This is a genomic window from Austwickia sp. TVS 96-490-7B, from assembly GCF_019331795.1.
GTDB lineage: Bacteria > Actinomycetota > Actinomycetes > Actinomycetales > Dermatophilaceae > Austwickia.
On record NZ_JAHPZL010000003.1, the window covers coordinates 302,098 to 324,988 of the forward strand.

22 protein-coding genes are annotated in these 22,891 nt (G+C 61.9%); 7 read left to right on the forward strand and 15 right to left on the reverse strand.

All coding sequences use genetic code 11. The features are described 5' to 3' along the window. Positions 1-96: 96 nt before the first annotated feature. From KEM60_RS03955 to KEM60_RS16820, 4 genes are all read left to right on the forward strand, one after another. Positions 97-675 carry a TMEM165/GDT1 family protein gene (locus KEM60_RS03955; protein WP_219106196.1) on the forward strand — a complete coding sequence of 193 codons (579 nt, stop codon included), beginning with the start codon at positions 97-99 and terminating at the stop codon, positions 673-675. Positions 676-818: 143 nt separating this feature from the next. Next, positions 819-1,415 (forward strand): sporangiospore maturation cell wall hydrolase GsmA, encoded by a 597-nt coding sequence (gsmA, locus tag KEM60_RS03960; protein ID WP_219106197.1) that lies wholly within the window; start codon positions 819-821, stop codon positions 1,413-1,415. 35 nt (positions 1,416-1,450) lie between these two features. Beyond that, on the forward strand, positions 1,451-1,933 hold the full coding sequence (locus tag KEM60_RS03965) for a DUF4112 domain-containing protein (protein WP_219106198.1): 483 nt from the start codon (positions 1,451-1,453) through the stop codon (positions 1,931-1,933). Positions 1,934-2,293: 360 nt separating this feature from the next. Next, a complete protein-coding gene (locus tag KEM60_RS16820) occupies positions 2,294-2,506 on the forward strand; it encodes a DUF2087 domain-containing protein (RefSeq protein ID WP_370626302.1) in 213 nt (70 codons plus the stop codon). On the opposite strand, the gene KEM60_RS03975 is transcribed toward KEM60_RS16820, so the two are convergent. Further along, positions 2,495-2,749, reverse strand: coding sequence for a hypothetical protein (locus KEM60_RS03975; protein ID WP_219106199.1), 255 nt, complete (start codon positions 2,747-2,749; stop codon positions 2,495-2,497). The two genes, KEM60_RS16820 and KEM60_RS03975, sit on opposite strands and share 12 nt — an antisense overlap. A 60-nt stretch (positions 2,750-2,809) precedes the next feature. After that, the gene (locus tag KEM60_RS03980) at positions 2,810-3,622 is read right to left on the reverse strand and encodes an HAD hydrolase family protein (RefSeq protein ID WP_219106200.1); all 813 of its coding nucleotides are present in this window, start codon (positions 3,620-3,622) and stop codon (positions 2,810-2,812) included. A 503-nt stretch (positions 3,623-4,125) separates the two neighbouring features. Between KEM60_RS03980 and KEM60_RS03985 the strand changes: the two genes are divergently transcribed. Beyond that, on the forward strand, positions 4,126-4,611 hold the full coding sequence (locus KEM60_RS03985; protein WP_219106201.1) for a DUF4112 domain-containing protein: 486 nt from the start codon (positions 4,126-4,128) through the stop codon (positions 4,609-4,611). Positions 4,612-4,657: 46 nt separating this feature from the next. On the opposite strand, the gene KEM60_RS03990 is transcribed toward KEM60_RS03985, so the two are convergent. The 7 genes from KEM60_RS03990 to KEM60_RS16750 all read right to left on the reverse strand — a co-directional run bounded on the left by KEM60_RS03990 (position 4,658) and on the right by KEM60_RS16750 (position 12,023). Next, positions 4,658-5,362, reverse strand: a complete 705-nt coding sequence (locus KEM60_RS03990; RefSeq protein ID WP_219106202.1) for an MOSC domain-containing protein — start codon at positions 5,360-5,362, stop codon at positions 4,658-4,660. Then, on the reverse strand, positions 5,359-5,952 hold the full coding sequence (locus KEM60_RS03995) for an acyltransferase (protein WP_219106203.1): 594 nt from the start codon (positions 5,950-5,952) through the stop codon (positions 5,359-5,361). Before KEM60_RS03995 ends, KEM60_RS03990 begins: the two co-directional genes overlap by 4 nt. Positions 5,953-6,055: 103 nt before the next feature. After that, positions 6,056-7,165, reverse strand: a complete 1,110-nt coding sequence (locus KEM60_RS04000) for a glycosyltransferase (RefSeq protein WP_219106204.1) — start codon at positions 7,163-7,165, stop codon at positions 6,056-6,058. A gap of 44 nt (positions 7,166-7,209) precedes the next feature. After that, positions 7,210-8,256 (reverse strand): glycosyltransferase family 2 protein, encoded by a 1,047-nt coding sequence (locus KEM60_RS04005; protein ID WP_219106205.1) that lies wholly within the window; start codon positions 8,254-8,256, stop codon positions 7,210-7,212. Positions 8,257-8,283: 27 nt separating this feature from the next. Continuing rightward, positions 8,284-9,930: an LCP family protein gene (locus tag KEM60_RS04010; protein WP_255574212.1), complete on the reverse strand. Its 1,647-nt coding sequence runs from the start codon at positions 9,928-9,930 to the stop codon at positions 8,284-8,286. A gap of 61 nt (positions 9,931-9,991) precedes the next feature. Further along, entirely contained in the window at positions 9,992-10,723 is a 732-nt protein-coding gene (locus KEM60_RS04015) for an FMN-binding negative transcriptional regulator (protein WP_219106206.1), read from the reverse strand. Positions 10,724-10,775: 52 nt separating this feature from the next. Continuing rightward, positions 10,776-12,023 carry a hypothetical protein gene (locus KEM60_RS16750; protein ID WP_219106207.1) on the reverse strand — a complete coding sequence of 416 codons (1,248 nt, stop codon included), beginning with the start codon at positions 12,021-12,023 and terminating at the stop codon, positions 10,776-10,778. A gap of 199 nt (positions 12,024-12,222) precedes the next feature. On the opposite strand from KEM60_RS16750, the gene KEM60_RS04025 reads away from it, so the two are divergent. Further along, positions 12,223-13,602, forward strand: coding sequence for a tryptophanase (locus KEM60_RS04025; protein WP_219106208.1), 1,380 nt, complete (start codon positions 12,223-12,225; stop codon positions 13,600-13,602). A gap of 276 nt (positions 13,603-13,878) precedes the next feature. Here the strand turns inward: KEM60_RS04025 and KEM60_RS04030 are convergent, their stop codons facing one another. The 4 genes from KEM60_RS04030 to KEM60_RS04045 all read right to left on the reverse strand — a co-directional run bounded on the left by KEM60_RS04030 (position 13,879) and on the right by KEM60_RS04045 (position 17,010). Further along, positions 13,879-14,115, reverse strand: a complete 237-nt coding sequence (locus KEM60_RS04030) for a helix-turn-helix transcriptional regulator (RefSeq protein WP_219106209.1) — start codon at positions 14,113-14,115, stop codon at positions 13,879-13,881. Between the two features lie 5 nt (positions 14,116-14,120). After that, complete coding sequence (locus KEM60_RS04035; RefSeq protein WP_219106210.1) at positions 14,121-14,969, reverse strand: ABC transporter permease; 849 nt, start codon at positions 14,967-14,969, stop codon at positions 14,121-14,123. Between the two features lie 251 nt (positions 14,970-15,220). Next, positions 15,221-15,916, reverse strand: coding sequence for an ABC transporter ATP-binding protein (locus KEM60_RS04040; RefSeq protein ID WP_255574214.1), 696 nt, complete (start codon positions 15,914-15,916; stop codon positions 15,221-15,223). Between the two features lie 254 nt (positions 15,917-16,170). Beyond that, entirely contained in the window at positions 16,171-17,010 is an 840-nt protein-coding gene (locus KEM60_RS04045; RefSeq protein ID WP_219106211.1) for an aldo/keto reductase, read from the reverse strand. Between the two features lie 135 nt (positions 17,011-17,145). Here KEM60_RS04045 and KEM60_RS04050 point away from each other — a divergent pair, with 135 nt between their 5' ends. Next, the gene (locus KEM60_RS04050) at positions 17,146-18,945 is read left to right on the forward strand and encodes a biotin carboxylase N-terminal domain-containing protein (RefSeq protein ID WP_219106212.1); all 1,800 of its coding nucleotides are present in this window, start codon (positions 17,146-17,148) and stop codon (positions 18,943-18,945) included. Between the two features lie 96 nt (positions 18,946-19,041). On the opposite strand, the gene KEM60_RS16825 is transcribed toward KEM60_RS04050, so the two are convergent. Both KEM60_RS16825 and KEM60_RS16830 read right to left on the reverse strand, forming a co-directional pair. Further along, the gene (locus KEM60_RS16825) at positions 19,042-20,790 is read right to left on the reverse strand and encodes an ATP-binding cassette domain-containing protein (RefSeq protein WP_370626303.1); all 1,749 of its coding nucleotides are present in this window, start codon (positions 20,788-20,790) and stop codon (positions 19,042-19,044) included. Between the two features lie 53 nt (positions 20,791-20,843). Then, positions 20,844-22,595 carry an ATP-binding cassette domain-containing protein gene (locus KEM60_RS16830; protein ID WP_219106214.1) on the reverse strand — a complete coding sequence of 584 codons (1,752 nt, stop codon included), beginning with the start codon at positions 22,593-22,595 and terminating at the stop codon, positions 20,844-20,846. Positions 22,596-22,891 lie beyond the last annotated feature (296 nt).

The window sequence follows — 22,891 nt, forward strand, 5'->3', positions numbered from 1 at the left end:
GACGAGACTTTCGGCCGATGACGCATACCCACCTGCGTCGGCCGAAGCTCTCCCTCGAGGTCTCCGGTGGACGCTGACTCTGCGAGGAGCTTCCCCGTGCATGCCTTCCTGCTGTCCACCGCTGTGATCTTCTTGGCCGAATTGGGCGATAAAAGCCAGTTGATGGCGATGACCTTCGCCACCCGGTACAAAACCCGCGATGTGCTGCTGGGCATCACGGTGGCGACCGCGCTGGTGCATTTGGTGTCGGTGGGCTTAGGGCGGGCCCTCGGGAGCGGTTTGGCTGAATATCAGTGGGGCATCTCTATTGGCGCAGGGGTAGCTTTCTTGGTCTTTGCAGCGTGGACGATCCGAGGGGACGAGCTGACCGACGACGAAGCCCAGGCTGCCCGTCGGAGCACCGGCATGGCTGTAGTCGCCGTGGGGACGGCGTTTTTTATGGCGGAGCTGGGCGACAAGACCATGTTGGCGACGGTGACATTGGCGACACAGGAAGGATGGTTCGGCACGTGGGTCGGCAGCACAGTGGGCATGGTTGCTGCTGACGCGCTGGCCATCGGAGTGGGCGCTTGGTTGGGTCGCTCGCTGCCGCAACGTGTGGTTGCTGTGACAGCAGCGTCAGCGTTGGCGATTTTTGGCGTGGTGCTCATCACCGAGGGTCTGCTCAGTCGCTGAGCGGGACGGCGGGGGTGTGACGCTTCATATGGTCACAGCTAGGTCACGGAATGATCACGTTATGTGCTGCATCAGCCTGAGGCGACGACCGGGCACTCGGGCCGTCCTGGCCCCTTCCCCGTCGGAAACCCCGAGGAGCACGCATGACCTGGCCGAAACTCACCCCTCGCCGTACCCTCGTCACCGCTGTGGCGACCCTGACCGGGGCTGCTGTCCCCATCCTCAGCCCCATGTCCCCCCTTGAGTCCACCGCGCAGGCTGCACCCGCGAAATCCCAGAGCACCTTCATCGCCACCCTGGCCCCGGCAGCTCGGCAGAGCCAACGCGCCACCGGCGTGCCCGCGTCCGTGACCCTCGCGCAGGCGATTCTCGAATCAGGCTGGGGACAGTCCAAACTTGCCTCACAAAGCAACAACTACTTTGGCATCAAATGCCTGTCCGGGACCGGCCCCTACGCCAAAGGGTGCATCACGATGACCACGCAGGAGTGCGCGAAGGGCAAGTGCAGCCCGCAGAAAGCGTCGTTCCGCACGTATGGCACCGTAGCCGCCTCCATGAAGGATCACGGCAACTTCCTGCGAGTCAACCCCCGCTATGCCAAAGCGTTCAGCTACACCCGCAACCCCGACCAGTTCGCCCGTGAGATCCACAAGGCCGGCTATGCGACCTCCCCCACCTACGCCGCCACTCTCATCTCCGTGATGCGCACATACCGGCTCTACCTGTACGACGTACGTTGAATTTCCTTTAAGGACAAGCTTTTAAGGTGAGCGCCATGTTGACTGGCCTCGCCCCACCTCCTAGCGACTCCCCCACCTGGCGCCGACAGCTGGTCTGGCTCCTGGACGATCTGGTACCAGTCCCCGGCACGAAGTTTCGCTTCGGCCTGGACGCCCTAATCGGCCTGATCCCCGGTGTGGGCGACTCGTTCAGCGCCATGCTCTCCATCGCGGTACTCATTGATGCGATCCGTCATCGGATCCCGGTGCCGGTGCTCCTGGAGATGGGATGGAACCTGATCGTTGACACGCTGCTCGGCTTGGTCCCCTTCATCGGGGACCTCGCCGATGCCGCGAGCCGCGCCAATGTCAAAAACCTCCAGCTGCTTGAACGGGCATTAGTCGAGGGACAGACCGTGTCGACCAGTTACGGCGGGTACCTGGGTCAAGCGGCACTCCTCACCTCATCCGTCTTTGCGCTGAGCCTCGTTATGGCAACTCGCAGCGTATGGTGGCTAGTAAAAATCATCGTCTTTTGACGGTGCCCACCAGCAATGCCCGTCAGTATCAGATCGGGGAATCATGGCCAAAACATCGATGCTCAGCGGACGATGAATGCCCGTAGGAATCAGCCTGATGATCCTCGGGGTTGTGGTCCAGCAAGCTCCCGTTGGCAGTATTGACTATCTTCTCCCGGGGCTTGCGATGTGGTGCGGGGTGGGGCGTGTCATGTTATCCCTGGGCCATGTCTGCATCTGTCTGGGTGCCGCACTCATTGGAGCCGGAATCGTCATACGGCATCTCGCCGATCAGTCGCCCCACTCTAAGCACGCACTGTATGACAATTAGTGGGCCTACCGCCTGCCATCACCCTGGGCTGAGACCGCCGCATCGGCACAATCAGGCTTCAGTCGGTTCATTCAGGTGTTGAGCCGTCCCGACAGTTTTTAAAAAAGTACGTCAACGACATTTTGTTACGCCGGTATGGCGACTACGCAGCGCTTCGCTGCTACCTCGTGGAGATGGGTTTACTCGTCCGGGAAAACAACGTGTATTGGTGTTGCGGAGGCTCCGGCCTGGACGGCGCCATAGACGCCGTTTCAGAGCGCTGACCTGGCTCCTGCATTGGCACGCAGGACAACCCCCAACAGACCGGCGACGAAGCCAACGTAGGTCACCACAAAAAGGGCGATCGTGGTTGCGGAAGGATCGCTCCCATCACGCAGTCCAGACATCGCCAAAAATACACCCAAGAATGCATAGCAACCGGCGATTATCCGAGCCATTGGACGCGCAGCTCGATGACCAGCCAGATAACCAGCCCGACGATCAGGGCATTCATCCCACCCAGCCATCACGACACGCTTTTCTTGCGCATTGAAAAATATCTCATTCGCAACAGTCAGTGATGACAATCATTCGTCATGCGCAATTTTTCTCAGCATGCCTGCCACTGAGCTCGCCAAGGCTGGGATGCGCTCCACACGTTGACGAGGCATCGTCCTCAACGAGGAAATCTCATCTCCGACCACCACTCCATAGTCAGCGAGACTCAGCGCCTTAATATCATTATTGTCGTTGCCAAACATTGTCACCCTCTCACCACGCCTTTGCCCCCGCACGACGGCAACTTCTTTGCCGACTCTCCCTGGAGTGAGGTCAATAACCCCATCGTGATGGTGGTTCACACTGAACGCACCGGACAACGAGTCTTGGAATTGCAGCTCGTCACCATCGCGAATGGTCAACGAAATTTTACATATTCCATAAGGATTTAAATTGCATACTTCTGCAAAGTCGGAATCCACGCGCGACGGATGCGCCAGCCAATCAAAACCCCCTCCGAAAACCTCGAAACTATCACCCCTATCAACATAGAAGGGGATCGCCTTGCCGGAAAGCAATTGAGCCGTAGCGCATGCCACACTCTTCTCGAATTCAATTTTTTCGACTGTTTCAAATTGAGAATTTAAAACCAATGCCCCATTCAGTGAGTAATAAAAGTCAAATAAATCACAGTCGGATCCCAAGAGTGCCCTGATGCCTCTCGACGCGCGGGACGAAGCTACGATAAAAGTATCACCAGGTTTGCTGGCTTTAAGACTACGCAGAGCACTGCGCACCTCGGGAGATATCCCGTAACCCGACGGGCTATCAAATGCAAGCGTGCCGTCTAAATCAAAAATGTATCGATTTTGCGAACTGTGCCTGGATTCACATGTCGGCATATCCAGTCTTCCTTAGGTCGTTAAGCGCGGGATGGCAGAATCGAATAAATCGAACCAACAATGGGGGCGCCACCAGGGTAATGTTCCACCATAGAGCTTCAACCGTTTCAGCTGTGCGAACTTGATTGCTGTAACATTTCACAGTGACCGCGTTGGGATCGATCGCCCCAGTTTTTGCAGCCGGTCAGCGATACTCTACCCAACCGTCCACGTCGTAGCAGCTTTTTTATCTCACGATTTTTTCCATCGATGAGGAACTGTGACAACTATCACTAAAATAACTTCTGCAGCTGCCCAGTCTTGGGGGCATGGCATTGTTAGACAGGCGCCTAATCGGTCTTTTCACTCAGGCCCGAACCGCACATCCATGTTCTTATTCCGAACGTCGCTGGAGAGATGACCGCGGCCACTGAGGCCACATTCCAGGCAGGGGCAGCAATATGCCCTGATCGCCGGATGGATAGCGGTGCTCATGGGTGCCATCACGACTTAAGGTGAAGCCCATGTCCACCAGCCTTGCACCCTCATCCGATGCCGCCCTGGCCCGTCGCCGTCGCCTGGCCTGGCTCCTCGACGAGATGGTGCGGGTTCCCGGCACCCGGTTCCGTTTTGGCCTGGACGCTGTGATCGGGTTGATCCCGGGAGTCGGCGATTCGGTCAGCACCGTCCTGGCCGCAGCGATCCTCATCGACGCTGTCCGGCATCGCATCCCGTTGCGCTTGCTGCTGTTGATGGGGTGGAACCTGATGTTTGATGCGATCCTGGGTCTGCTGCCCGTCGTCGGTGACGTGGCTGATGCCGCGCACCGCGCCAACGTGAAGAATGTGCGACTGCTGGAGCGGGCACTGGTCGAGGGACGGACTGTCCCGGTGAGCTATCGCGGTTACCTACTGCGGGCGGTGCTGCTCGTCGCAGCGATTCTCACAGTTATGGTCATGGCAGCCGCATTCACCGTGTGGTGGTTGTTGAGTGTGCTGCTCTCCTGGTGATCCTGCCTGGCCGGGACGAGTCAGACCAGGTCCCGGCCAGGCCTCCTTAGGAGAGACGCCCCATCGCTTCGGCAGCCGTTTGTCGTGTCGTCTCATCCAGATCATCGCTGGCACGGGCCAAGAGGTCAGGCCACCGTTCTGGCTCACCCATTGAGGCCCGATAGAGGTCGCTGATCCGCACCCCGTGCCTCGGCCGGTGCGTCACGATCACCGAGTCGCCAGCTTGCACCTGACCCGGCACGGCCACCGCAAGGTATGTGCCCGGTAGCCCCTCGTCCGTGAACATCTTCAACCATCCAGGCTGGCCCATCCAGGCCCGGAACACCCCGCAAGGGATCCGAGGGCTACGAACTACCAGTTCCAGCGTGGCACCAACCCGCCACCGTTCACCGACCACGGCGCCACTGACATCCACACCGACCGTCGTCAGGTTTTCGCCAAACACGCCCGGCGTCAACGAGCGGCCCATCAGCGCCGCAAAATGGTCCAAGTCCTCTTGGGCGTACGCATACACCGCTTGGTCGTCGCCGCCGTGATCCCGGTGGTCAACCACGACATCACCGACCAGTCCGCTTCCCGCACCGTGGCGTCGATCCCCTGGGGCTCGCACCTCGACAGATCCGTTGACGGGCACCTTCGCGATCCCGGTTGACGCCGTACGCCGTCCCATGTCGACCTGCACTGCCGCTGCTGCGAGACATACAGCGACGACCCGTCCAGCACCCTCCGGGCCAGGATGTGCCCCCGTCATCCGAGCGGGGTGAGGGTCTCGCCGTCTTGACGGTAGCGTCGGCCGCTCTGCGGGCACCGCCACTCACCGTCTCCGGCGTCCTCCAATGGCACTCCAGCCTCTCCGACCCAGCGGAGACGACGAGCAGGGTTCCCGGCCACCAAGGCATACGCCGGGACGTCCTTGACCACGACCGACCCGGCAGCAATCAAGGCCCACGCCCCGATCGTCACCGGCGCCACACACACAGCGCGCGCCCCAATCGAGGCGCCATCATGGACCGTCACACCCACGTGCTCCCAATCATCGCCACGCTTCAACGTGCCATCCGGGGAGATCGACCGGGGGTAATGGTCATTGGTGAACACCACGGCCGGTCCCACAAAAACACCATGACCCAACCGTGCCGGTTCGTAAACCAAGGCATAGTTCTGCAGCTTGCAGTTATCCCCCATCACCACGCCTGACCCGACGTACGCGCCCCGGCCCACGATGCAGTTCTCTCCCAAGACCGCATCCTCCCGGACCTGAGCTAAATGCCAGATCGAACTGCCTTCACCGATCTGGGCGTTCTCCGCCACATCAGCGGTGTCGATGATACGCACGGCCATCACGGCCTCCTTAAGTCACTCGTTACGTCACTGTTGCTTGATTGATCGCTAATCGCCCCAGTTGAGACGACCTGGCAGTGACCTGATGTAGGTCACCTCTGATTCAGGTCAACGCCACGATCGCCGCAGCCAGGTCGTCATAGACGGTGGACCGTCCCGCCTGCTCAACGGCATCTCGGGCCAACCGCCCCCGGATCTCATCCAGACTCTGCGGGTCTGCTGACCAGCGCTGCAGCTGCTCACCGACGGCCCGACCCACCTGCTCATCAGCGCCGGTCGGGACCACGGCACCCGCCTGATGCCGCACGACCAACTCCGCCGGACGACGTAACTGCGTGGTCACCACAGGCAACCCACAGGCCAGGTATTCATACAACTTGCTGGGAACGGCATCCATGAATGCGCGCGTCGGCGTCAATAACAGCAGGCCAGCCCAGGCACCTGCCGCGAGCTGCCATGCCTGCCCTGGAGGTTGCCTGCCATGCAGACGCACTCGACGAGCCAGATCGCTCTCAGCGGCCACCATAGCCCGCACCCGCGGCTCGTCCACCCCAGATAACGGACCGACCAGATCGACCTCCCAGTCCGGCGCACGCCGGATCGCCTCAAGCATCGCGAACAACCCTCGCGACGCCCGCAAGTCACCGATATACAACGCTCGCGGCTGCTCACCGCGCGGCCCCGGAGCAGGCAGCAAGGAGGTGTCCGGGAGATTACGCACGACTAAGCGTCGACGAGCCTGATGCGGGCCGACATGATCATCTGCGACCACTACCAGGTCGGCGGTGCGAAAAGCCCGTTGGGCCGCCCGCACCATCAATCCAGCCACCGCACCAGGAGCACCACCAGCTGCCGACGCCCAGGACCGATCCCGCAACAACGCGGCATAGTCCTCATGGACGTCCACGACCGTACGTCGGCCCCGAGCTCGGGCCACCAGACACGTCGTGAGCCCCGAATCCGGATCCAACGCCATCACCACCCGGCCCCGAGCCAGCAGAGGCAACTTCGCTGCCAGCCAAGCCCGCCCAGCTAAACCAGGACGGTCCCAGGTGCGCACTGAGACCCCTTCCGGAGCACCATGGGCCGAGCCCAACCCGAGAATCTCCACAGACAGACCCGCAGCCCGCAACCCGGCAACCTCACGATGCAGCCGAGCATCAGCCACATCGTGTCCGCTGGTCACGATGGTCACATCGACCTGACCCGTCACCGACCTATCCTTTCCTGCGTCATCACGCCCCGCGCCGACACCGGTCAGCCCTCAGCCGGACGACGCAACTCCCGCGGGCTGGTCAGGAAACCCCACCCCCAGGACCAATGCATCGTGGCCAAAGCCAACGGCACCAACGCCCGGGTCCGCGGCTCCTCCCCCTTCGACACCGCCAGACCACCGCCGACAATGCCTGCGACATATGCCGCCGGGACCACCCACGCTGCCCGAGACCGCCGGGACACCAACCCCGCCGCCGTTGCTGCGACCGTCGCCACCACCATCGCTGGCGGCGCCAGATACCGCGGGTTAATCGTCGAATGATGCGCCGCCACCACTCGACGCCACCGACCGTAATGGAAATACTGCTTCGCCAACGCCGCCGTCGACGGGCGGGGCCGATAAGTCACCCGCAGCTCCGGGGTGAACCACACCACCCCCCCATCCAAACGCAGCCGATGGTTCAACTCCCAATCCTGCGCCCGCGTGAAATGCCCGTCGTACCCACCGATGTCCAGCAACGTGCGCCGCCGAAACACCCCCAGATACACCGTGTCCGCCGGACCCGCGCCACCACCAGTGTGGAAACGCGCTGACCCCACACCGATCCGCGAGCGCATCGCGCACGCCACGGCTCGCTCGAACGGCGTACGGCCCTGGGCGTCCATCACCCCGCCGACGTTCACGGCACCTGTGCGTTCCAACTCGGCGACTGCGGTGCGGATGTAGCCCTCGCTGAGTTCGGCGTGGCCGTCGACACGGACCAGCACGTCATGGCGGGCTGCCGCTACGGCGGCGTTCAAGGCGTCTGGGGTGCGGCCGCTGGGGTTGGCGACCACCCGGACTCGCTCATCCGCGGCTGCCAGCTGGGCTGCGATCTCCTCGGTGCGGTCTTTCGATGGTCCTATGGCCAGGACCACTTCGACCGGTCCCGGGTACTCCTGCGCCAGCACCCGACGTACTGCGTCCTGGAGATAAGGCTCCTCGTTGAGAATCGGCATGATGACGCTGACGCTCGGCCAGTCGGTCACGGAATCGGCCTCGTGGCGGCCGCGGGAGACGTCGACGACGTCGGAAGGAAGATCAGCCATGGTCCTGGTGTTGTCGCGCGGAAAAGGTCACGGCACGACGCAGACGTCGGAGCCGTCGGTCACAGTCGAAGCAGGGGTCCGGTCTCCACCGCTGGAAGCCTGACCACCGCCCTGACTCCCCTCATCCTGCCCGGACCCACCGGGTCGGCGCACACCGCCAGGAGCTGCCCCCGATGAGGCACCCCCCGCAGCAGCCGGACCAGACTCAGTCGAAGAAGGCGGACGTGGACCCACACGTCCGGCAGCGCTGGAAGGGACAGCAGCTCCGGGATCGGCCTCACTCGCAGCCAAAGTCGAGGAGACGGTGTCACGGATCACGCCTGGATCGTAATCCCATGGCTTGATCAACGGCGGCACGAAATTGATACCGGTGATTGGGAAGGCGCGGCCCCGCAACGACAAGTCAGCTAATCCGCCCAGGTCAGCTTGCGGGATGTCGGTGTGTAAGACCTTCTCCCCTGCCGCTGCCAGGTCTCGGAATCGAGTGACTACCGTTTGCGGATCCACTTGTTTCATCGCTGCCTGGAGAACGCACCGTTGCCGCGCCATTCGATCGTAGTTGGTCGATCCCTCCCGGGAACGCGCATACCAGAGGGCGTGAAACCCGTCGAAGTGGTGTCGGCCTGGCTGGATATATCCGCGCACTGGTGAGCTGCCCCCGCCGATCGGGGTGGAGTTTTTGACGATCATGTCCAGCCCACCGACGGCGTCGATCATCGTCGTGAAGCCTTGGAGGTCGATCAACGCGTAGTACTGGATGTCCACACCGGACAGCGCCTCGACTGCTTCTTTGGTGGCCCACGCCCCAGGGTCGTCCACCTCGGACGGGAACTGGTCCCGATGCTCGCCTGCCCAGGTGTAGAGGCCGTTGAGTAAGCATTCGTCACCGCAGTTCCAGCCCTGCGGCATCAACCGGGCCATCACCGACCCCGACCGGAAGGTGATGTTTTCGGTGTCGCGGGCAAACCCGAACGTGACGACTTTGCCTGTCGCCGCGTCAACACTGGCCAAGATGATCGTGTCCGGGCGGGTGCCCATCCGGTCCGCCCCTGAATCACCTCCTAGCAAGAGCACATTGAGACGGCCCTTGACCGGTTGCCGACTGACGTCGGCGTGAAACACCTGCCCCAACACTGCGCCGCCGGTATACAACGCCGACGCCCCCCATCCCAACGGGCCAGAAGTCACCACGATGCCCACCACTGCCGCCACCACGACGCCGCGTCGAGTGGCCCGCGGCAGTGTGGATAACCGTGAGAGACGCACCGCATCCACGAAGGTCAAGGCCCACGCCACCGCCGCCACCGCCAAGAGTGCTGCTAACACCCACAACGTCCACGTCCGGGAGAACAGCCCCAAGACGAAGCTGCGACGTACCCACACTGTGACCGCGGAAAGCACTGCCACGACCCACAGCGCTGCCCACACCCGCAACCCAGCTCGACCCCACCGGCGGCGACCCGCCACCAATTGCGCCGACCCAGGCAGCAGCAGCGTCAACGCCACCAAGGTGTAAGCACGGCGCCGGCGTAGCCGCGGTGACAGCGACGCCGGATCAGCCAGCAGACCCGGACGGCGATGCCGGGCATGACGATGACCACCGCGCGGCAGGGGCACATCAGTTGATGCACCGAGATGCTCATGCTCTCGATCGTGCAGGTCAGAATGATTCATCACCCACAAGTATCGGCCGCTCCCCGCGCCCGACGACCGATTCAGCCAGCGACGCGCCGCGTCATCCCCGTTTGTCCCGCCGGGCCCGTTCCGCAGCGACCTTCGCCAACAATGCCCGCCTCGCTTGCGCCGCAGGCAAACTCACTTCTTCTTTGTATGTCGCCAAGTCATGCAAACCACGCTCCCGCAATGCCACTATGTGGCCCTGCACATCGTCCGGTGATTTGTTTTGACTCATCTTTGCCTTCCCCACCACCCGGTCAATGCGGACCTGCACTCCCACCACCGCGCGCATCATCCGGTCAATGAACTCCTGCGGCGCATCATCCATCGACCACCATCGACGCTGGTCACCGACCCACTGCTGCTCATGCCGACGAGTCATTCGGCTCATCGTGGCCGCCAGCCACACCGGGTCATCCCACCAGATCACCTCGCCGTACACCTGCACCGTGACATAGTCCCAGGTCGGCACCATCCGACCGTGCTCCTGAGCAGCAGGCATATCCCCCGGCGAAACATAATGATCCCCCGCATGGACCACCACCAATCCCGGAGCGGTCACCGGCGTGCGAAACTGCGGATTATTCCGAGCCATATGCGCCACCAATGATCCGGTCGGACCTACGTGCATCCCAGCAGGTCCATCCTCTCCTGCACCGATCAGCTCGAACGGCAGGTACGTCGCATCCAGGCCGTGCTCATGCACCGTGACAAAATCACCTGCCCCCATCCCGGCGAGGATCTGCAAACATTCCGGAACGTCCATCGAGAAATGAGCAGGGATATACATGCCGCCCAGTATCTACTGGACACTGCCAACCCAGCAGGCCGGCATCGCCCACCTAACGGCGTGCTACTCCCGCGCCAGAAGGTGAGGCGCCCTCCCGACCAGACGATGCCCGAGCCGAACGACCCGACACCGCCACCGGTTCCACAACCGGCCGGGCACCCACGGTGACATCACGAGCCGCCACCGCACCCTGAGCCACCACAGCCGCCGCGCCTGCCGCCGCCGCACCACCCAACACGCTGGTCACCGCCGCAAACTGCGCCCTCGTTGCCTCCACCAACACCGCCGCTCCCGTCTCCGTTGCCTCCTGCAAGCGCAACTGCCGTTGCGCCGGACTCAACCCGCCATCCGGCTCAGACGCCCGAACCGCCCCCTGACGAGCCGCACCCAGATCAACCTGCCCCACACCCAACTCCTCAATCGTGGCTGACAGACTCTGCTCCGCCTCATCCACCGCGCCCCGCACCGCCGCCAACACATCAGCCGCCGAATCGATGCGAGCCACCGCCCGCCGCGCCTGCTCCGGCGACCCAATCGGGACCCGATTGACCGTCCCCGACGCTGCCGACGGCCGGTCTGTTGCGGGCACAGCCACCGCCGACACCACCGACGCCGACGAACTCGGCGCGACCGCCGCTGCCCCCACTGGCGCCGCTTCCGACGCACTACCCTGACCAGCCACGACTCCAGAAGCAAACACGCCCAACGGAGGCACCGCCAAAGAAGGGACCGCCGCACCACCCGGCCGAGGAATCACCCGCGCGGCCGCCGCATCAGCCATCCACATCCTCGCCGTGGCACCCAACATCTGCAGGGTGTGATGACGAGCCTGTTCAGCGATCCCTTCCAACTCCTGCGCCGACCTATCCACATACTTCTGCAACACCTCGGCCACCGCCGGAGCATCACCCCCCACCACTGCCTGCACCGCCACCGCCCGCATCCGGCGTAACACCTCCTGCGAACGGTCCAAGTCCTCCCGAGCAACCTGCACGTACCCCAAACCGTCCTGAATCGTCATGTGCCCCTGCCGGGCCCCCAACACCTGCGCGCGGATCCCCTCCGCTGCGCCCACCACCCACGAATCCTCCGCCGCACCCTGCGGCGACCTCCCCACGCCACCAACAGACCCCACCGGCGCCGCTGCTCCCACCCCAGCGACCCCCGACACCTGCGATGACGGGGCCGACGGAGCTGATGCCGTCATCCGCGCCACACTCACATGCATCGCTGCAATCTGCGCAGCCCAGGCCTGCACGTCAGGACGCCGTGACGCATCCTCATCGCCACCGATCCTCATGATGTCCTCCCTCATGCCTGACCCTCGCGACACGGCACCCGGACCCGCGACCACACAGCCCCGATCACCCCCCATCGGTCGCCACCACCACGAACTGAGCCACCCGAAGCATCAGGACCGACGTCCGCCCCACGATCAACCCCACCCAGTGCAGCCAAACACCTCACACCAGCAGAAGCAGCGCGCCACAGTTGAACCCATGACTGAACCCACCTTCCGCACCGTCATCGAACCCTTCCGCATTCACTCCGTCGAACCACTCCACATGACCACCGCCGCCTACCGACGCCGCACCGCCGCTGAGGCGTCGTACAACCTGTTCTCCCTGCGCGCCGAAGACGTCCTCATCGACCTCCTCACCGACTCCGGCACCGGCGCGATGAGCCGCGACCAATGGGCCGCGATCCAACACGGCGACGAAAGCTACGCCGGCAGCCCCTCCTACTACCTCTTCCGCGACGCCGTCCAACACCTCTTCCCCTACACCCACGTCATCCCCACCCACCAAGGCCGCGCCGCCGAAAAAATCCTCTTCGGCGCCCTCGCCGGACCCGGACGCACCATCCCCAGCAACACCCACTTCGACACCACCCGCGCCAACATCGAATTCACCGGCGCCACCGCCGTCGACCTCGTCATCGACGAAGGCCACGACCCGGCCCTGGACCACCCGTTCAAAGGCAACATGAACCTGGAACGCCTCGACGCGCTCCTGACCGACCATGGCGCCGACGTGCCCTGCGTCATGATGACCATCACCAACAACTCCGGCGGCGGCCAACCGGTCTCCCTCGAAAACTTGCGCGCCGTCTCCGAGATCGCCCACCGACATGGCAAACCGCTCTTCCTTGACGCCTGCCGCTTCGGCGAAAACGCCTGGTTCATCCGGATGCGCGAAGAAGGACACCGCGAGCGCGATGTCGTCGACATCATCCGGGACATGGCCGCCTGCGCCGACGGCATGACCATGTCCGCCAAAAAAGATCCGATGGGCAACATCGGCGGCTGGCTGGCCCTCAACGACGACGCCCTCGCTCAGGAATGCCGCAACCTGCTCATCCTCACTGAAGGGTTCCCCACCTACGGCGGCTTGGCCGGACGCGACCTCGAAGCCCTCGCCCAAGGCCTCAAAGAAACGGTTGATCACGACTACCTCAACTATCGGATCACCTCCACTGCCTACCTCGGCGACGCCCTCGAACGCCTTGGCATCCCCTGCATCAAACCCACCGGAGGGCACGCCGTCTACATCGACGCCCGAGCCATGCTCCCCCACATTGAACCTCTGAAATTCCCTGGCCAAGCCCTCGCTGTGGCCCTCTACGAGGTCGGTGGGGTGCGCGCCTGCGAGATAGGTACCGCCATGTTTGGGCGTCAACCCGATGGCACCGAACAACCCGCCGCCATGGACCTGGTCCGCCTCGCCATCCCCCGGCGCACCTACACCCAGAGCCACATGGACTACGTCATTGAAGTCTGTGAGCAGGTCAAAGCGATGGGGCCAGACCTGCCCGGCTACCGAATCATCGAAGAGCCCCCGGCACTACGGCACTTCACCGCGAAATTCGCCCAGATCTGAGGGTGCTCCGACCCGCAGCTCACCGGGTGCGGTGCCCTGCGGGTCGGACCCCCACCACGTTAAAACGTCACTGGTGAGGATGTCGCTGTGTCCCGTCGGACGTACAGTGCCCGTCCTGACGGACCCACCATCTCTGCGCTACACGCCGATGAACTGCGAAGATGCGGAATTCGAGGCGGAGCTGACCGTGGCACTGTACGTCCGACGGGACGCCCCGACCGTCAGCACCACCAGAGCGCACACCTCACCGGATGCAGCCTCACGGCTCCACAGCTCTCAACCTGCGTTGCCGCTGCCCAGCAACGGGAAGGGCTCCGTGGCAAACACCACCTCCACCGGCACCTCGAAGAACGCTGCGATCCGCAACGCCAGATAGAGACTCGGCGCGTATTCCCCGCGTTCGAGGTATCCCACGGTCTGGTAGTGCACTCCCAGCGCCTCAGCTAATGCCCGACGGGACACTCCGCGTTCGGCGCGCAGCATGGCAATACGGTTGTGCACCTGCTCGGACATGACGTTCAGTATCCCCTGGCCAGAAAGCGATCCCGAGTCGCGGCAAGCACCGACGCCGACTGGCGCCGAGATAGGTGACGCAGCGCCCGCGGCGCCAGCGCCAACCCCACGATCGCCCACAGCGCCAAGACCACGAAGGTCAGCTCCAACCGCCAGCTCTGGGTGACTTCCACAGCGACGATGTCAGCAGGCAGAAGTGTCGTCCGAAGTCCGAGACCCACCCAATAGAAAGGGAGTCCTTGCAGAGGGATCTGCGCCCACAGCGCCAAGAGACTCAACGGGAAGAACAACCCACTCAGCGCAGCAAGGACATAAATCACCATGGAGAGCATCATCGAACGTAGGGTGCGGCGGCACCAGGCGCCGATGACTACCGAGACCGGAAAAGTCGCCAACATCCCCAACCCGGTGACCGCGATCATCGTCACCCAGGCCAGAGGGTTCCCTGGCAACAAGTCGGGCCACGCCAAGGCCATCACCGCCACATAGCAGACCAGTGGCAGCAGGCTGAGTGCTGCGACAACACAGATTTCCCCCCACAGGTGGGCTGCTAAAGCTCCAGGGATCGATTTGGCCCGCAGCAAGCTGCCGTCCTCTTCAGCTGACGCAAGTTGAACGATCATCGAGTTCATTCCGGTGACCGTGGTGCACACGGTGATGAGGCCGGGCAGCAGGTAGGCGGCAAGATCGATGGTGGATGACTTCACCGGGGTCCCGGACAGCGTCCACACGGTTATCACCATGACGAAAGGCATGACTGCCCAAGCGAGGAGACGCCATCCAGTCAAGTGGCCGCGGAGTTCTATCCTGGCGTGCCGCCAGGTAGCAGCGGCAATAGTGGACGGCGAGGTCATCGGATCTCCTTGTCGAGTTGAGCCTGGCAGGGAGCAGCGATGAGATCAGAACCTCCGACTGGGACGCGATCCCGCACCCCCGCCACCAGGTCGAGATACACCTCTTCGAGGGTGGCGCGACGAATCTCCAGGTCGGAGATCGACGGCCTGCCCTCGGCGAGCAGGTCACGGAGATAGGCGACGGGATCCTCTGTGGTGTGGATGTGTCGGGTTCCTGCTTCTGACCAGATGATCTCGGCGCGACGAGAAACCTAGCGACGAAGCTGGTCCGGAGATTCATCGGCGACGAAACGGCCGCCGGTGAGAATGAGAAGACGGTCAGCGATCTTCTCCGCTTCTCCCAGGTCATGGGTGGCCATGAGCACGGTCACCTCGTCGTCGGCAAGTTCGACGATGAGATCATGCAATTCGCTGCGGGCTTGAGGGTCGAGGCCATTGGTGGGTTCGGCGAGGAATAGCAGATCTGGGCGGCCGATCAGCCCAATCGCCAGGTCGAGACGGCGACGCTCACCACCAGAGAGCGAGGAGATCTTCTGACTAACTTTGTCCCGCAACCCAACTCGTGCGAGTAAGTCGTCGATGGGCCAGGGCCGGGGCCTGTCAGGAGATCCGTACGGACGGTAAAACTCGCCAGCATGGCTGATCAACTCCCCCACCCGCCACAGCGAGTGGTCTCGCCACGACTGTAGGACAACACCGACGCGGGAGCGCCAGTCTTCACCCGCGGTCAACGGGGTGGCGCCGAGGACCGTCACCTGTCCTGACGTGGGACGGCGAAAACCTTCCAGGATCTCTAAGAACGTCGTCTTACCAGCACCATTGGGTCCCAGGAGGGCGACGATCTCACCGCGCTGGACGGTCAGGTCCACACCACGTAGGACCTGGTGTTCGTCGAAGCTCATAGTGATGTCCCGGGCTTTGATAACCGGCACACTATCCACACTCATACTGAAAAATGTAGCAGATCTACTATCAAAGGTAGTGCAGGCATGACATTTCGCGGTGGCGGCGTCAGCGGACCACTGGTCCCTCCGGACGTACAGTGCCCACCCCGATAGCTTCCTCACTCCTGCATTCCAGGCCTGTGACCAGTGAAAACGCTAAAATTGAAGCTGGGTAAAAAATGGCACTGTAAGTCCGACGGGACACCCCGACGGTGATCCCCTGCCTGACGCCCCGTCAGACCGCAGCCACCGACCGGTCAGGCGCCAAACACCCGCGGATCCGGCCCGGTCCGTCCATCCCGGTCCAATCCATCTAGCAAAGCCAGCTGTCGATCGTCCAAGGTCACGTCAATCGCGGCGAAGTTCTCAGCGATCCGTGACAGAGTTGCCGACTTCGGAATGACGACCGTGCCATGGGCGAGATGCCAGGCCAGGACCACCTGCGCCGGAGTTGCCCCCACTTCCTGAGCGATCTGCACCACCACGGGGTCAGCAAACAACGCGCCACCTCGCGCCAAGGGACTCCACGCCTCCACCACGACACCGTGTCGCTCAGCGGCAGCTCGCAATGGCATTTGGGCCAGGTAGGGATGCAGTTCCACCTGATTGACCGCCGGGGCCATCCCGGTCTCCTCGACCAGACGGTCCAGGTGTTCGGGTTCGAAGTTGCTGACCCCAGCGGCCCGGATGACACCTTCGTCGCGCAAGTGCAACAGTGCCTTCCACGTGTCGACGTACTGGTCTTGCCCAGGGCAGGGCCAGTGAATGAGGTAGAGGTCGACGTAGTCGAGACCGAGACGGTTCCGGGACTCCTCGAAAGCGCGCAAAGTTTGCTCGTAGCCGTGAGCGTCGTTCCAGAGTTTTGTGGTCACGAAGATCTCTTCACGGGGGATGTCGCTGTCTCGCACTGCTCTTCCCACACCGTCCTCATTGCCATAGAAGCTGGCGGTGTCGATACTGCGGTAGCCGACTCGCAACGCCTCACCTACACACTCGACGGCCTGGTCCGGGGTGAGCTTGTACACGCCGTACCCCAGCTGAGGGATGTGACTGGCGGAGGAAGCGGAGGTCAACGGGATCATGGGGGTCTGCGTCATGGCCCGACCCTAGTGCGGACACCACCCACCTAGCCGGACCGGCGGGGGACTTCCACGACCGAACATCGGTTCACCGCCGAATCGGCTGGTCGGCAAACGGCCCTGAACACACTCCTGGCCGTTAGGCTCCGGGCCATGGCCATCTCCTCTGTGCTGATCGCGAACCGCGGCGAGATCGCTGTGCGTATCGCCCGTGCCTGTGCCGACCACGGGATCGCCTCGGTCGCCGTCTATGCCGACCCGGATCGGGACGCCTTGCATGTCAAGGTGGCTGATCAGGCGTATGCGTTGGGAGGGTCGACTCCAGCGGAGAGCTACCTGGTGCAGGAGAAGCTATTGGACGTAGCTCGCCGCAGTGGCGCCGACGCAGTGCATCCGGGGTATGGCTTCCTCGCGGAGAACGCGTCGTTTGCCCAGGCCGTTATCGATGCCGGGTTGACGTGGATCGGACCGTCACCAGCGGCGATTGACGCCTTGGGCGACAAGGTGAAGGCTCGTCACATTGCGATGCGTGCTGGTGCACCGCTGGTGCCGGGCACGAAGGACCCTGTTGCTGACGCGCAGGAGATCGTCCGGTTCGCAGAGGAGTTTGGGCTGCCGGTGGCGATCAAAGCGGCGTACGGCGGTGGTGGGCGCGGCTTGAAGGTGGCTCGCACCGTAGAGGAAATCCCAGAGCTGTTTGAATCGGCGACGCGAGAAGCGGTGACGGCTTTCGGTCGAGGCGAGTGTTTTGTGGAACGGTTCTTGGACAAACCACGTCACGTTGAGACGCAATGTTTGGCTGACATGCACGGCCATGTCGTGGTGGTTTCGACCCGGGATTGTTCGTTGCAGCGGCGTCATCAGAAACTGGTGGAGGAGGCGCCTGCACCGTTCCTGACGGCGGAGCAAAACGCGGAGCTGGTGCGGGCATCGACAGCAATCTTGCGGGAAGCGGGATACGTCGGGGCAGGGACCTGCGAATACCTAGTGGGCCAAGACGGGCTGATCAGTTTCTTGGAGGTCAATACGCGCCTGCAGGTGGAACACCCGGTGACGGAAGAGGTGACCGGCATCGATCTAGTGCGGGAACAATTCCGGATCGCTGATGGGGAGGCGCTGGGGTACGCCGAATCGGATTTGGCGCTGGCGATCTCACGACGGCATGCGTTTGAGTTCCGAATCAATGGCGAGGATCCGGGGCGTAATTTCTTGCCGGCGCCAGGGACGGTGTCCACGTTCCGACCACCGTCGGGTCCTGGGGTGCGGTTGGATTCCGGGGTGGAGCAGGGCGATGTGGTGTCTGGGCAGTTTGATTCAATGTTGGCAAAGCTGATTGTGACGGGCGAGTCCCGACAGCAGGCGTTGCAGCGAGCCCGGCGGGCGTTGGCGGAATTCGAGGTGGACGGGATGCCGACGGCATTGTCTTTCCATCGGGTGGTGGTGGATGATCCGGCGTTCGCGCCAACGGATCCGGAGCAGCCGTTCTCGGTGTACACGACCTGGATGGAAAGTGAGTTCGACAACCAGATCGAGCCGTACGCCGGGGGCGCTGGAGCTGGCGATCCAGAACCGGAAAGACAACGCGTGGTGGTGGAAGTCGGGGGTAAACGCGTCGAGGTGAGCTTGCCCGCTGAGATGGCGGTCGGCACGGCCGGAGCGAGCACCGGGACAACCGCGAAACGGAAAGCTCCACGCCGGTCGTCGTCCGGTGGCCGGGCCGGAACGAAGGTCAGTGGCGACAGCCTGACAGCCCCGATGCAGGGCACCATCGTGAAGATCGCCGTCGCTGAAGGCGACCAGGTCGCTGAGGGCGACCTGGTACTGGTGTTGGAAGCAATGAAGATGGAACAACCGTTGACGGCGCACAAGGCGGGCGTAGTGAGCGGGCTGTCCGCGTCAGCTGGGGAAACCGTCACCAGTGGAGCGGTGTTGTGCGAGATCAAGGACGCCTAGGGTTCAGCGCCTCACCGGGCCCCGGCGTGAAGAATCTGCCGACCTGCTCGGCGGACTATCCGCCTGGATCAACTCCACGGAGCGGCCCACAATGAGCTACTCACCTTCCTCACCCTGCACATCGAACTGCTGACGCAAAAACCCTCCAGGTCGAGCCATCAACTCAGCGGGGCTGCCCATCTCCACTAAGTGCCCCGCTTCAAACACACACACGATGTCCGCATACCGCGTCGCAGCCAAACGATGCGTGACGAGTAGCGTGACGCCGCCGACGGAGTAACCACTTCCACTAGTTCGTAGCCTGGCATAGAGAGCTTCCTCGCCAGCCGGGTCAAGAGCGGAACCAGGCTCATCCAACATTGATAGCGGGGCTTTCCTCCGCATCGAGGCACGGGCAATCGCTAACCTCTGCCACTGACCGAAAGACATCCCCCGACCGCCGGGCCCCAAGAGGACATCTAATCCACCAATGGAACTCACGTCATCAGCTAAACCCGCTGCTGCAATAGACTCATGAATGCACACGTCTGGGGGTAACGTGCCCGCACGAAGACCACCCATCCCCACGACTTCCCGGATGGATAACTTTGGCCGGAGGAAGTCTTGAAATACGGCAGTTCGAAGTCCCCTCGTCGCTGCAGGATCCTGATGCTCCCCACCGACCGAAACGTAGACTCTCCCCTGTGAGGGCGCCACCAGGCCCATTGCCAGCTTGACAAATGTTGACTTTCCAGAACCATTCTCACCCACCACGGCGACCACGCAAGGAGATGTAAAGGTCACACTTAAGTCATGGAGAGCAGTCTCGCAGGCCCCATCATATCGATAGCTAACATGATCAAAAACCAACGTGAGGTCCGGCTCACCTGCGATACTCGCGCACTCCCGCGCGGAGTCTTCAGGTTCACCACCTACCAGACAACCTTCTTGGCGGGCAATCCAATGATGAACCCACACCAGCTCTGAGCAAGCGCCCAGCCAGCCCTCCATCGAGGCGATAACCCGTATACAAGCTGTACAGGCTCCCATGAGCTGAAGCAGGGCCACGGATGCCCCCACAGTCTCTAAGGATCCGCCCTGGCCAGCCAAAATCAGGAGCCAAGAAAGGACGAGAAACATGAGCCAACCTATAGCCTCCAGGGCAGCACTCACAGCTTCGCCTCTCACCTTCCAAGCGCGTGCCCGGGCATCAGAATAGGAAAATTTCTCCGCATATTCCTGCTGTCTATCGTATAGTTTCAGATCTCGCAATCCAGATGCGGACGAAAATAAAGACAGCGCACATTGGCGGACATTATCCCATCGACGCGATTTTTTAAGACACCTTGACTTTGCACTCGCACCTAATCTCGCCGCCCCAATGGGGAGTAGGCAACAGATAAATATGATGAGCGATCCCGATCCGGTCGTGCCTAAAATAGTTGCCAGGCCTAAGAGCCTCACCACAGCGCCGGTCAGCCTGACGAGATCTGAGTAGAACATCCCGAGCTGAGTGCTTCCGTTGCGAAGGATCTCAGTGTTTTCCCTCAGATGGGGCTCGAGGAGAGTCGTCCTGGCGAAACCGCCCATCTGCCAAGCAGCCGATTCCTCCAGTTGCGATCTCACTCTTACTCTGAAGCCACTGTCGACCCAAGACATGAAGAGACCTGTGCACATACCGATACTGAGTGAGGCAGCCAGCAGCATGGAAAAACTAGCGATGGAGGTCAAAGAGGTGAGGTCAACCTCCCAAAGTCGATGCACCAACAACCATGCGATGGCCACATCAGATATGGCTCGCAGAACGCTCAGAGCCCCCAGAAATAGCAGTCGAAAGGGATCCGCTCGCAGCCCTATCGACATCATTTGTCGAGCTACAGCAGTCCTCGTGGGGCGGACTGAGAGGCCATGTGCGGCAGTCACGATTCGACACCCTTGCCGCGCTCATCGAGATATTCCACTGATTGCAACCGCCACATGTCACTGTACCAACCTGACGATGCCATCAACTCTAAATGCGTGCCAACACCGGTCATAACGCCATTCTCTAAAACATATATCCGACTATGCGCGGGTATGGAATAGAGCCTGTGGGTCACTAGGACTCTCACTGCTTGGGGTGCCAGCTCAGGCAGCCCCTCGAAGACCTCCCGTTCACTACGCGAGTCCATTTGTGAAGTCGGTTCATCAAGCAGCAAGAGACGCGCTTGGCCCCCGCCCCGTGCGACCGCGCGGGCGACTCCGATCCGCTGTCTCTCGCCTCCTGACAGCTGAGGCTCTCTGGAGTCGTCAGTGGGCTGTCTCTCTGGGATGCGCCAACGGCGCATGAGGGTCTGCGCAGCGACATAATGCCCATGCCCTACATTAGTGAGGGTCGACTCAGGGAATAGCGTGAAGTCCTGAAATACAGCCCCGATATGCTCGTGACACTCCCAGCGGGGGCGAGTCAATCGATCTCCGTTTAGGGCGATCAGACCGCTGCTAGGAACATCCAGACCGACAAGTAGCATACCTAGCGTAGATTTTCCAGAGCCATTGGGGCCAACAATGGCGATCGTCTCCCCTGGTCTCGCATTCAGAGTGATTCCACGAAGCGCATATTCGCCTGAGTCCCTATACTGATAAAAGACGGACTCGACGGTCAGCCCCGGGCGCGCATCTCCTCGCTCAGCAGTAGCGGAATGGAGGCCATCTCGACTCCTGGATGTTTCCTTGGAGAGGGCATGAACGGACGTCCAGGGATCCAGTGATGTATGAATCCACCAATCTGAATCTCGTGCGGGCACGGACCCCAGGATGACCACCAAAAGCCACAGGCCCCCTGCCATCGCTCCGGCACCTCGATCACTACCTTCTATAACGACCAATGCGCAGGTCGCCATGAAGGCTAAGGTGATCTTTATACAGTACGGCCCAAGCTGCTCTCGCCACTTCCTTGCTCCAGCTAAAGTATACTGTTCAATCTGGGAGCGCACGCTCCGATAACGTCCGACGATCCACTCAAGAGAATCAAAAATCCGTAATTCTTTTGCCCCCTCATCCCGCACGCACAAGCCATAGAGGTCGTCAGCCTCTGTGCCGAGCCTCGCCATCCTGGCTCGATCTGCAGGGCTCAGGTCCCCTAAGGCGTCTGGGATGGAACGTGATAAGACGGCCATAAAGCACACTCCAACAGCGGCGAGTGGCGCTATGGTTGCCAGCGCGATCAGGGCAAAGCTAAAGGTCACCAACGATGCCAAACGTGGCCATAGAACTTCGTGAACATCAGCCAGCGTAGGCCCGATGAGTCCCTCGTCGCAGGTCCGCACTCGGTCAACGTCAGCGCTCACTTGTGGGGAGCTCATTGCTGCGGGGGTAAGGTCGGTCGCGACGTCGATCAAACGTCGGTGAAGCCACGAGGAGCAGGCTCCACCCATTACTCTGCCGAGCCCCGCACATAATCGCGAGAGGATGGCCTGAATTGCAACCGCAGCCACCACTAGGGGGAAGCCATGCTCGGACTTTCCCACGATGAATGGCGTGACCGCCACCGGCAAGAGTCCGGATATGACGCAGGTGACCACAAGGACAATCGCTAATGGCGAATGCACCTGCCAGGCAGCGGCAAGAGTGCCTCTCCACCAGTCTTCAGTGATTCTTCGAAGGTCGCCAGCAGTACGTCCAATGTTCATGTGAACATATCCCAATCGGTTGATGGCTCACTGCCACATGATGGCGTGTGCCCGCCGATGACATGCGCGCGTGGCTGCATTGATGGGCGCCATGTCGTTCATCACATATGAAGTGGGTTCACCGGATCGGCCGCACCGCATCGGCTGCGACAGCAGCATACGCCCACTCCGGTGTTGGGGCGGGCCGTTCAGGAATTCTTTGTTGGTGAGGCATATCCTGCTGAAATACCGGGATATGCCGCAAAATCGGCCAGTTCAGGTGATGATGGTGAAGTGCGGTGGCATGCCAGGTGGTG

What these genes read in the sequence shown, in the direction of transcription:
- KEM60_RS03990 (WP_219106202.1), bottom strand. Translation starts at nt 5,362, where the DNA reads ATGACGGGGGCACATCCTGGCCCGGAGGGTGCTGGACGGGTCGTCGCT.
- gsmA (WP_219106197.1), top strand. Translation starts at nt 819, where the DNA reads ATGACCTGGCCGAAACTCACCCCTCGCCGTACCCTCGTCACCGCTGTG.
- KEM60_RS16825 (WP_370626303.1), bottom strand. Translation starts at nt 20,790, where the DNA reads ATGATGTCGATAGGGCTGCGAGCGGATCCCTTTCGACTGCTATTTCTG.
- KEM60_RS03980 (WP_219106200.1), bottom strand. Translation starts at nt 3,622, where the DNA reads ATGCCGACATGTGAATCCAGGCACAGTTCGCAAAATCGATACATTTTT.
- KEM60_RS04045 (WP_219106211.1), bottom strand. Translation starts at nt 17,010, where the DNA reads ATGACGCAGACCCCCATGATCCCGTTGACCTCCGCTTCCTCCGCCAGT.
- KEM60_RS04010 (WP_255574212.1), bottom strand. Translation starts at nt 9,930, where the DNA reads ATGAATCATTCTGACCTGCACGATCGAGAGCATGAGCATCTCGGTGCA.
- KEM60_RS04040 (WP_255574214.1), bottom strand. Translation starts at nt 15,916, where the DNA reads ATGAGTGTGGATAGTGTGCCGGTTATCAAAGCCCGGGACATCACTATG.
- KEM60_RS03985 (WP_219106201.1), top strand. Translation starts at nt 4,126, where the DNA reads ATGTCCACCAGCCTTGCACCCTCATCCGATGCCGCCCTGGCCCGTCGC.
- KEM60_RS04005 (WP_219106205.1), bottom strand. Translation starts at nt 8,256, where the DNA reads ATGGCTGATCTTCCTTCCGACGTCGTCGACGTCTCCCGCGGCCGCCAC.
- KEM60_RS03965 (WP_219106198.1), top strand. Translation starts at nt 1,451, where the DNA reads ATGTTGACTGGCCTCGCCCCACCTCCTAGCGACTCCCCCACCTGGCGC.
- KEM60_RS03995 (WP_219106203.1), bottom strand. Translation starts at nt 5,952, where the DNA reads ATGGCCGTGCGTATCATCGACACCGCTGATGTGGCGGAGAACGCCCAG.
- KEM60_RS04015 (WP_219106206.1), bottom strand. Translation starts at nt 10,723, where the DNA reads ATGTATATCCCTGCTCATTTCTCGATGGACGTTCCGGAATGTTTGCAG.
- KEM60_RS16830 (WP_219106214.1), bottom strand. Translation starts at nt 22,595, where the DNA reads ATGAACATTGGACGTACTGCTGGCGACCTTCGAAGAATCACTGAAGAC.
- KEM60_RS04035 (WP_219106210.1), bottom strand. Translation starts at nt 14,969, where the DNA reads ATGACCTCGCCGTCCACTATTGCCGCTGCTACCTGGCGGCACGCCAGG.
- KEM60_RS04050 (WP_219106212.1), top strand. Translation starts at nt 17,146, where the DNA reads ATGGCCATCTCCTCTGTGCTGATCGCGAACCGCGGCGAGATCGCTGTG.
- KEM60_RS04030 (WP_219106209.1), bottom strand. Translation starts at nt 14,115, where the DNA reads ATGTCCGAGCAGGTGCACAACCGTATTGCCATGCTGCGCGCCGAACGC.
- KEM60_RS04025 (WP_219106208.1), top strand. Translation starts at nt 12,223, where the DNA reads ATGACTGAACCCACCTTCCGCACCGTCATCGAACCCTTCCGCATTCAC.
- KEM60_RS16750 (WP_219106207.1), bottom strand. Translation starts at nt 12,023, where the DNA reads ATGAGGATCGGTGGCGATGAGGATGCGTCACGGCGTCCTGACGTGCAG.
- KEM60_RS03975 (WP_219106199.1), bottom strand. Translation starts at nt 2,749, where the DNA reads ATGGCTGGGTGGGATGAATGCCCTGATCGTCGGGCTGGTTATCTGGCT.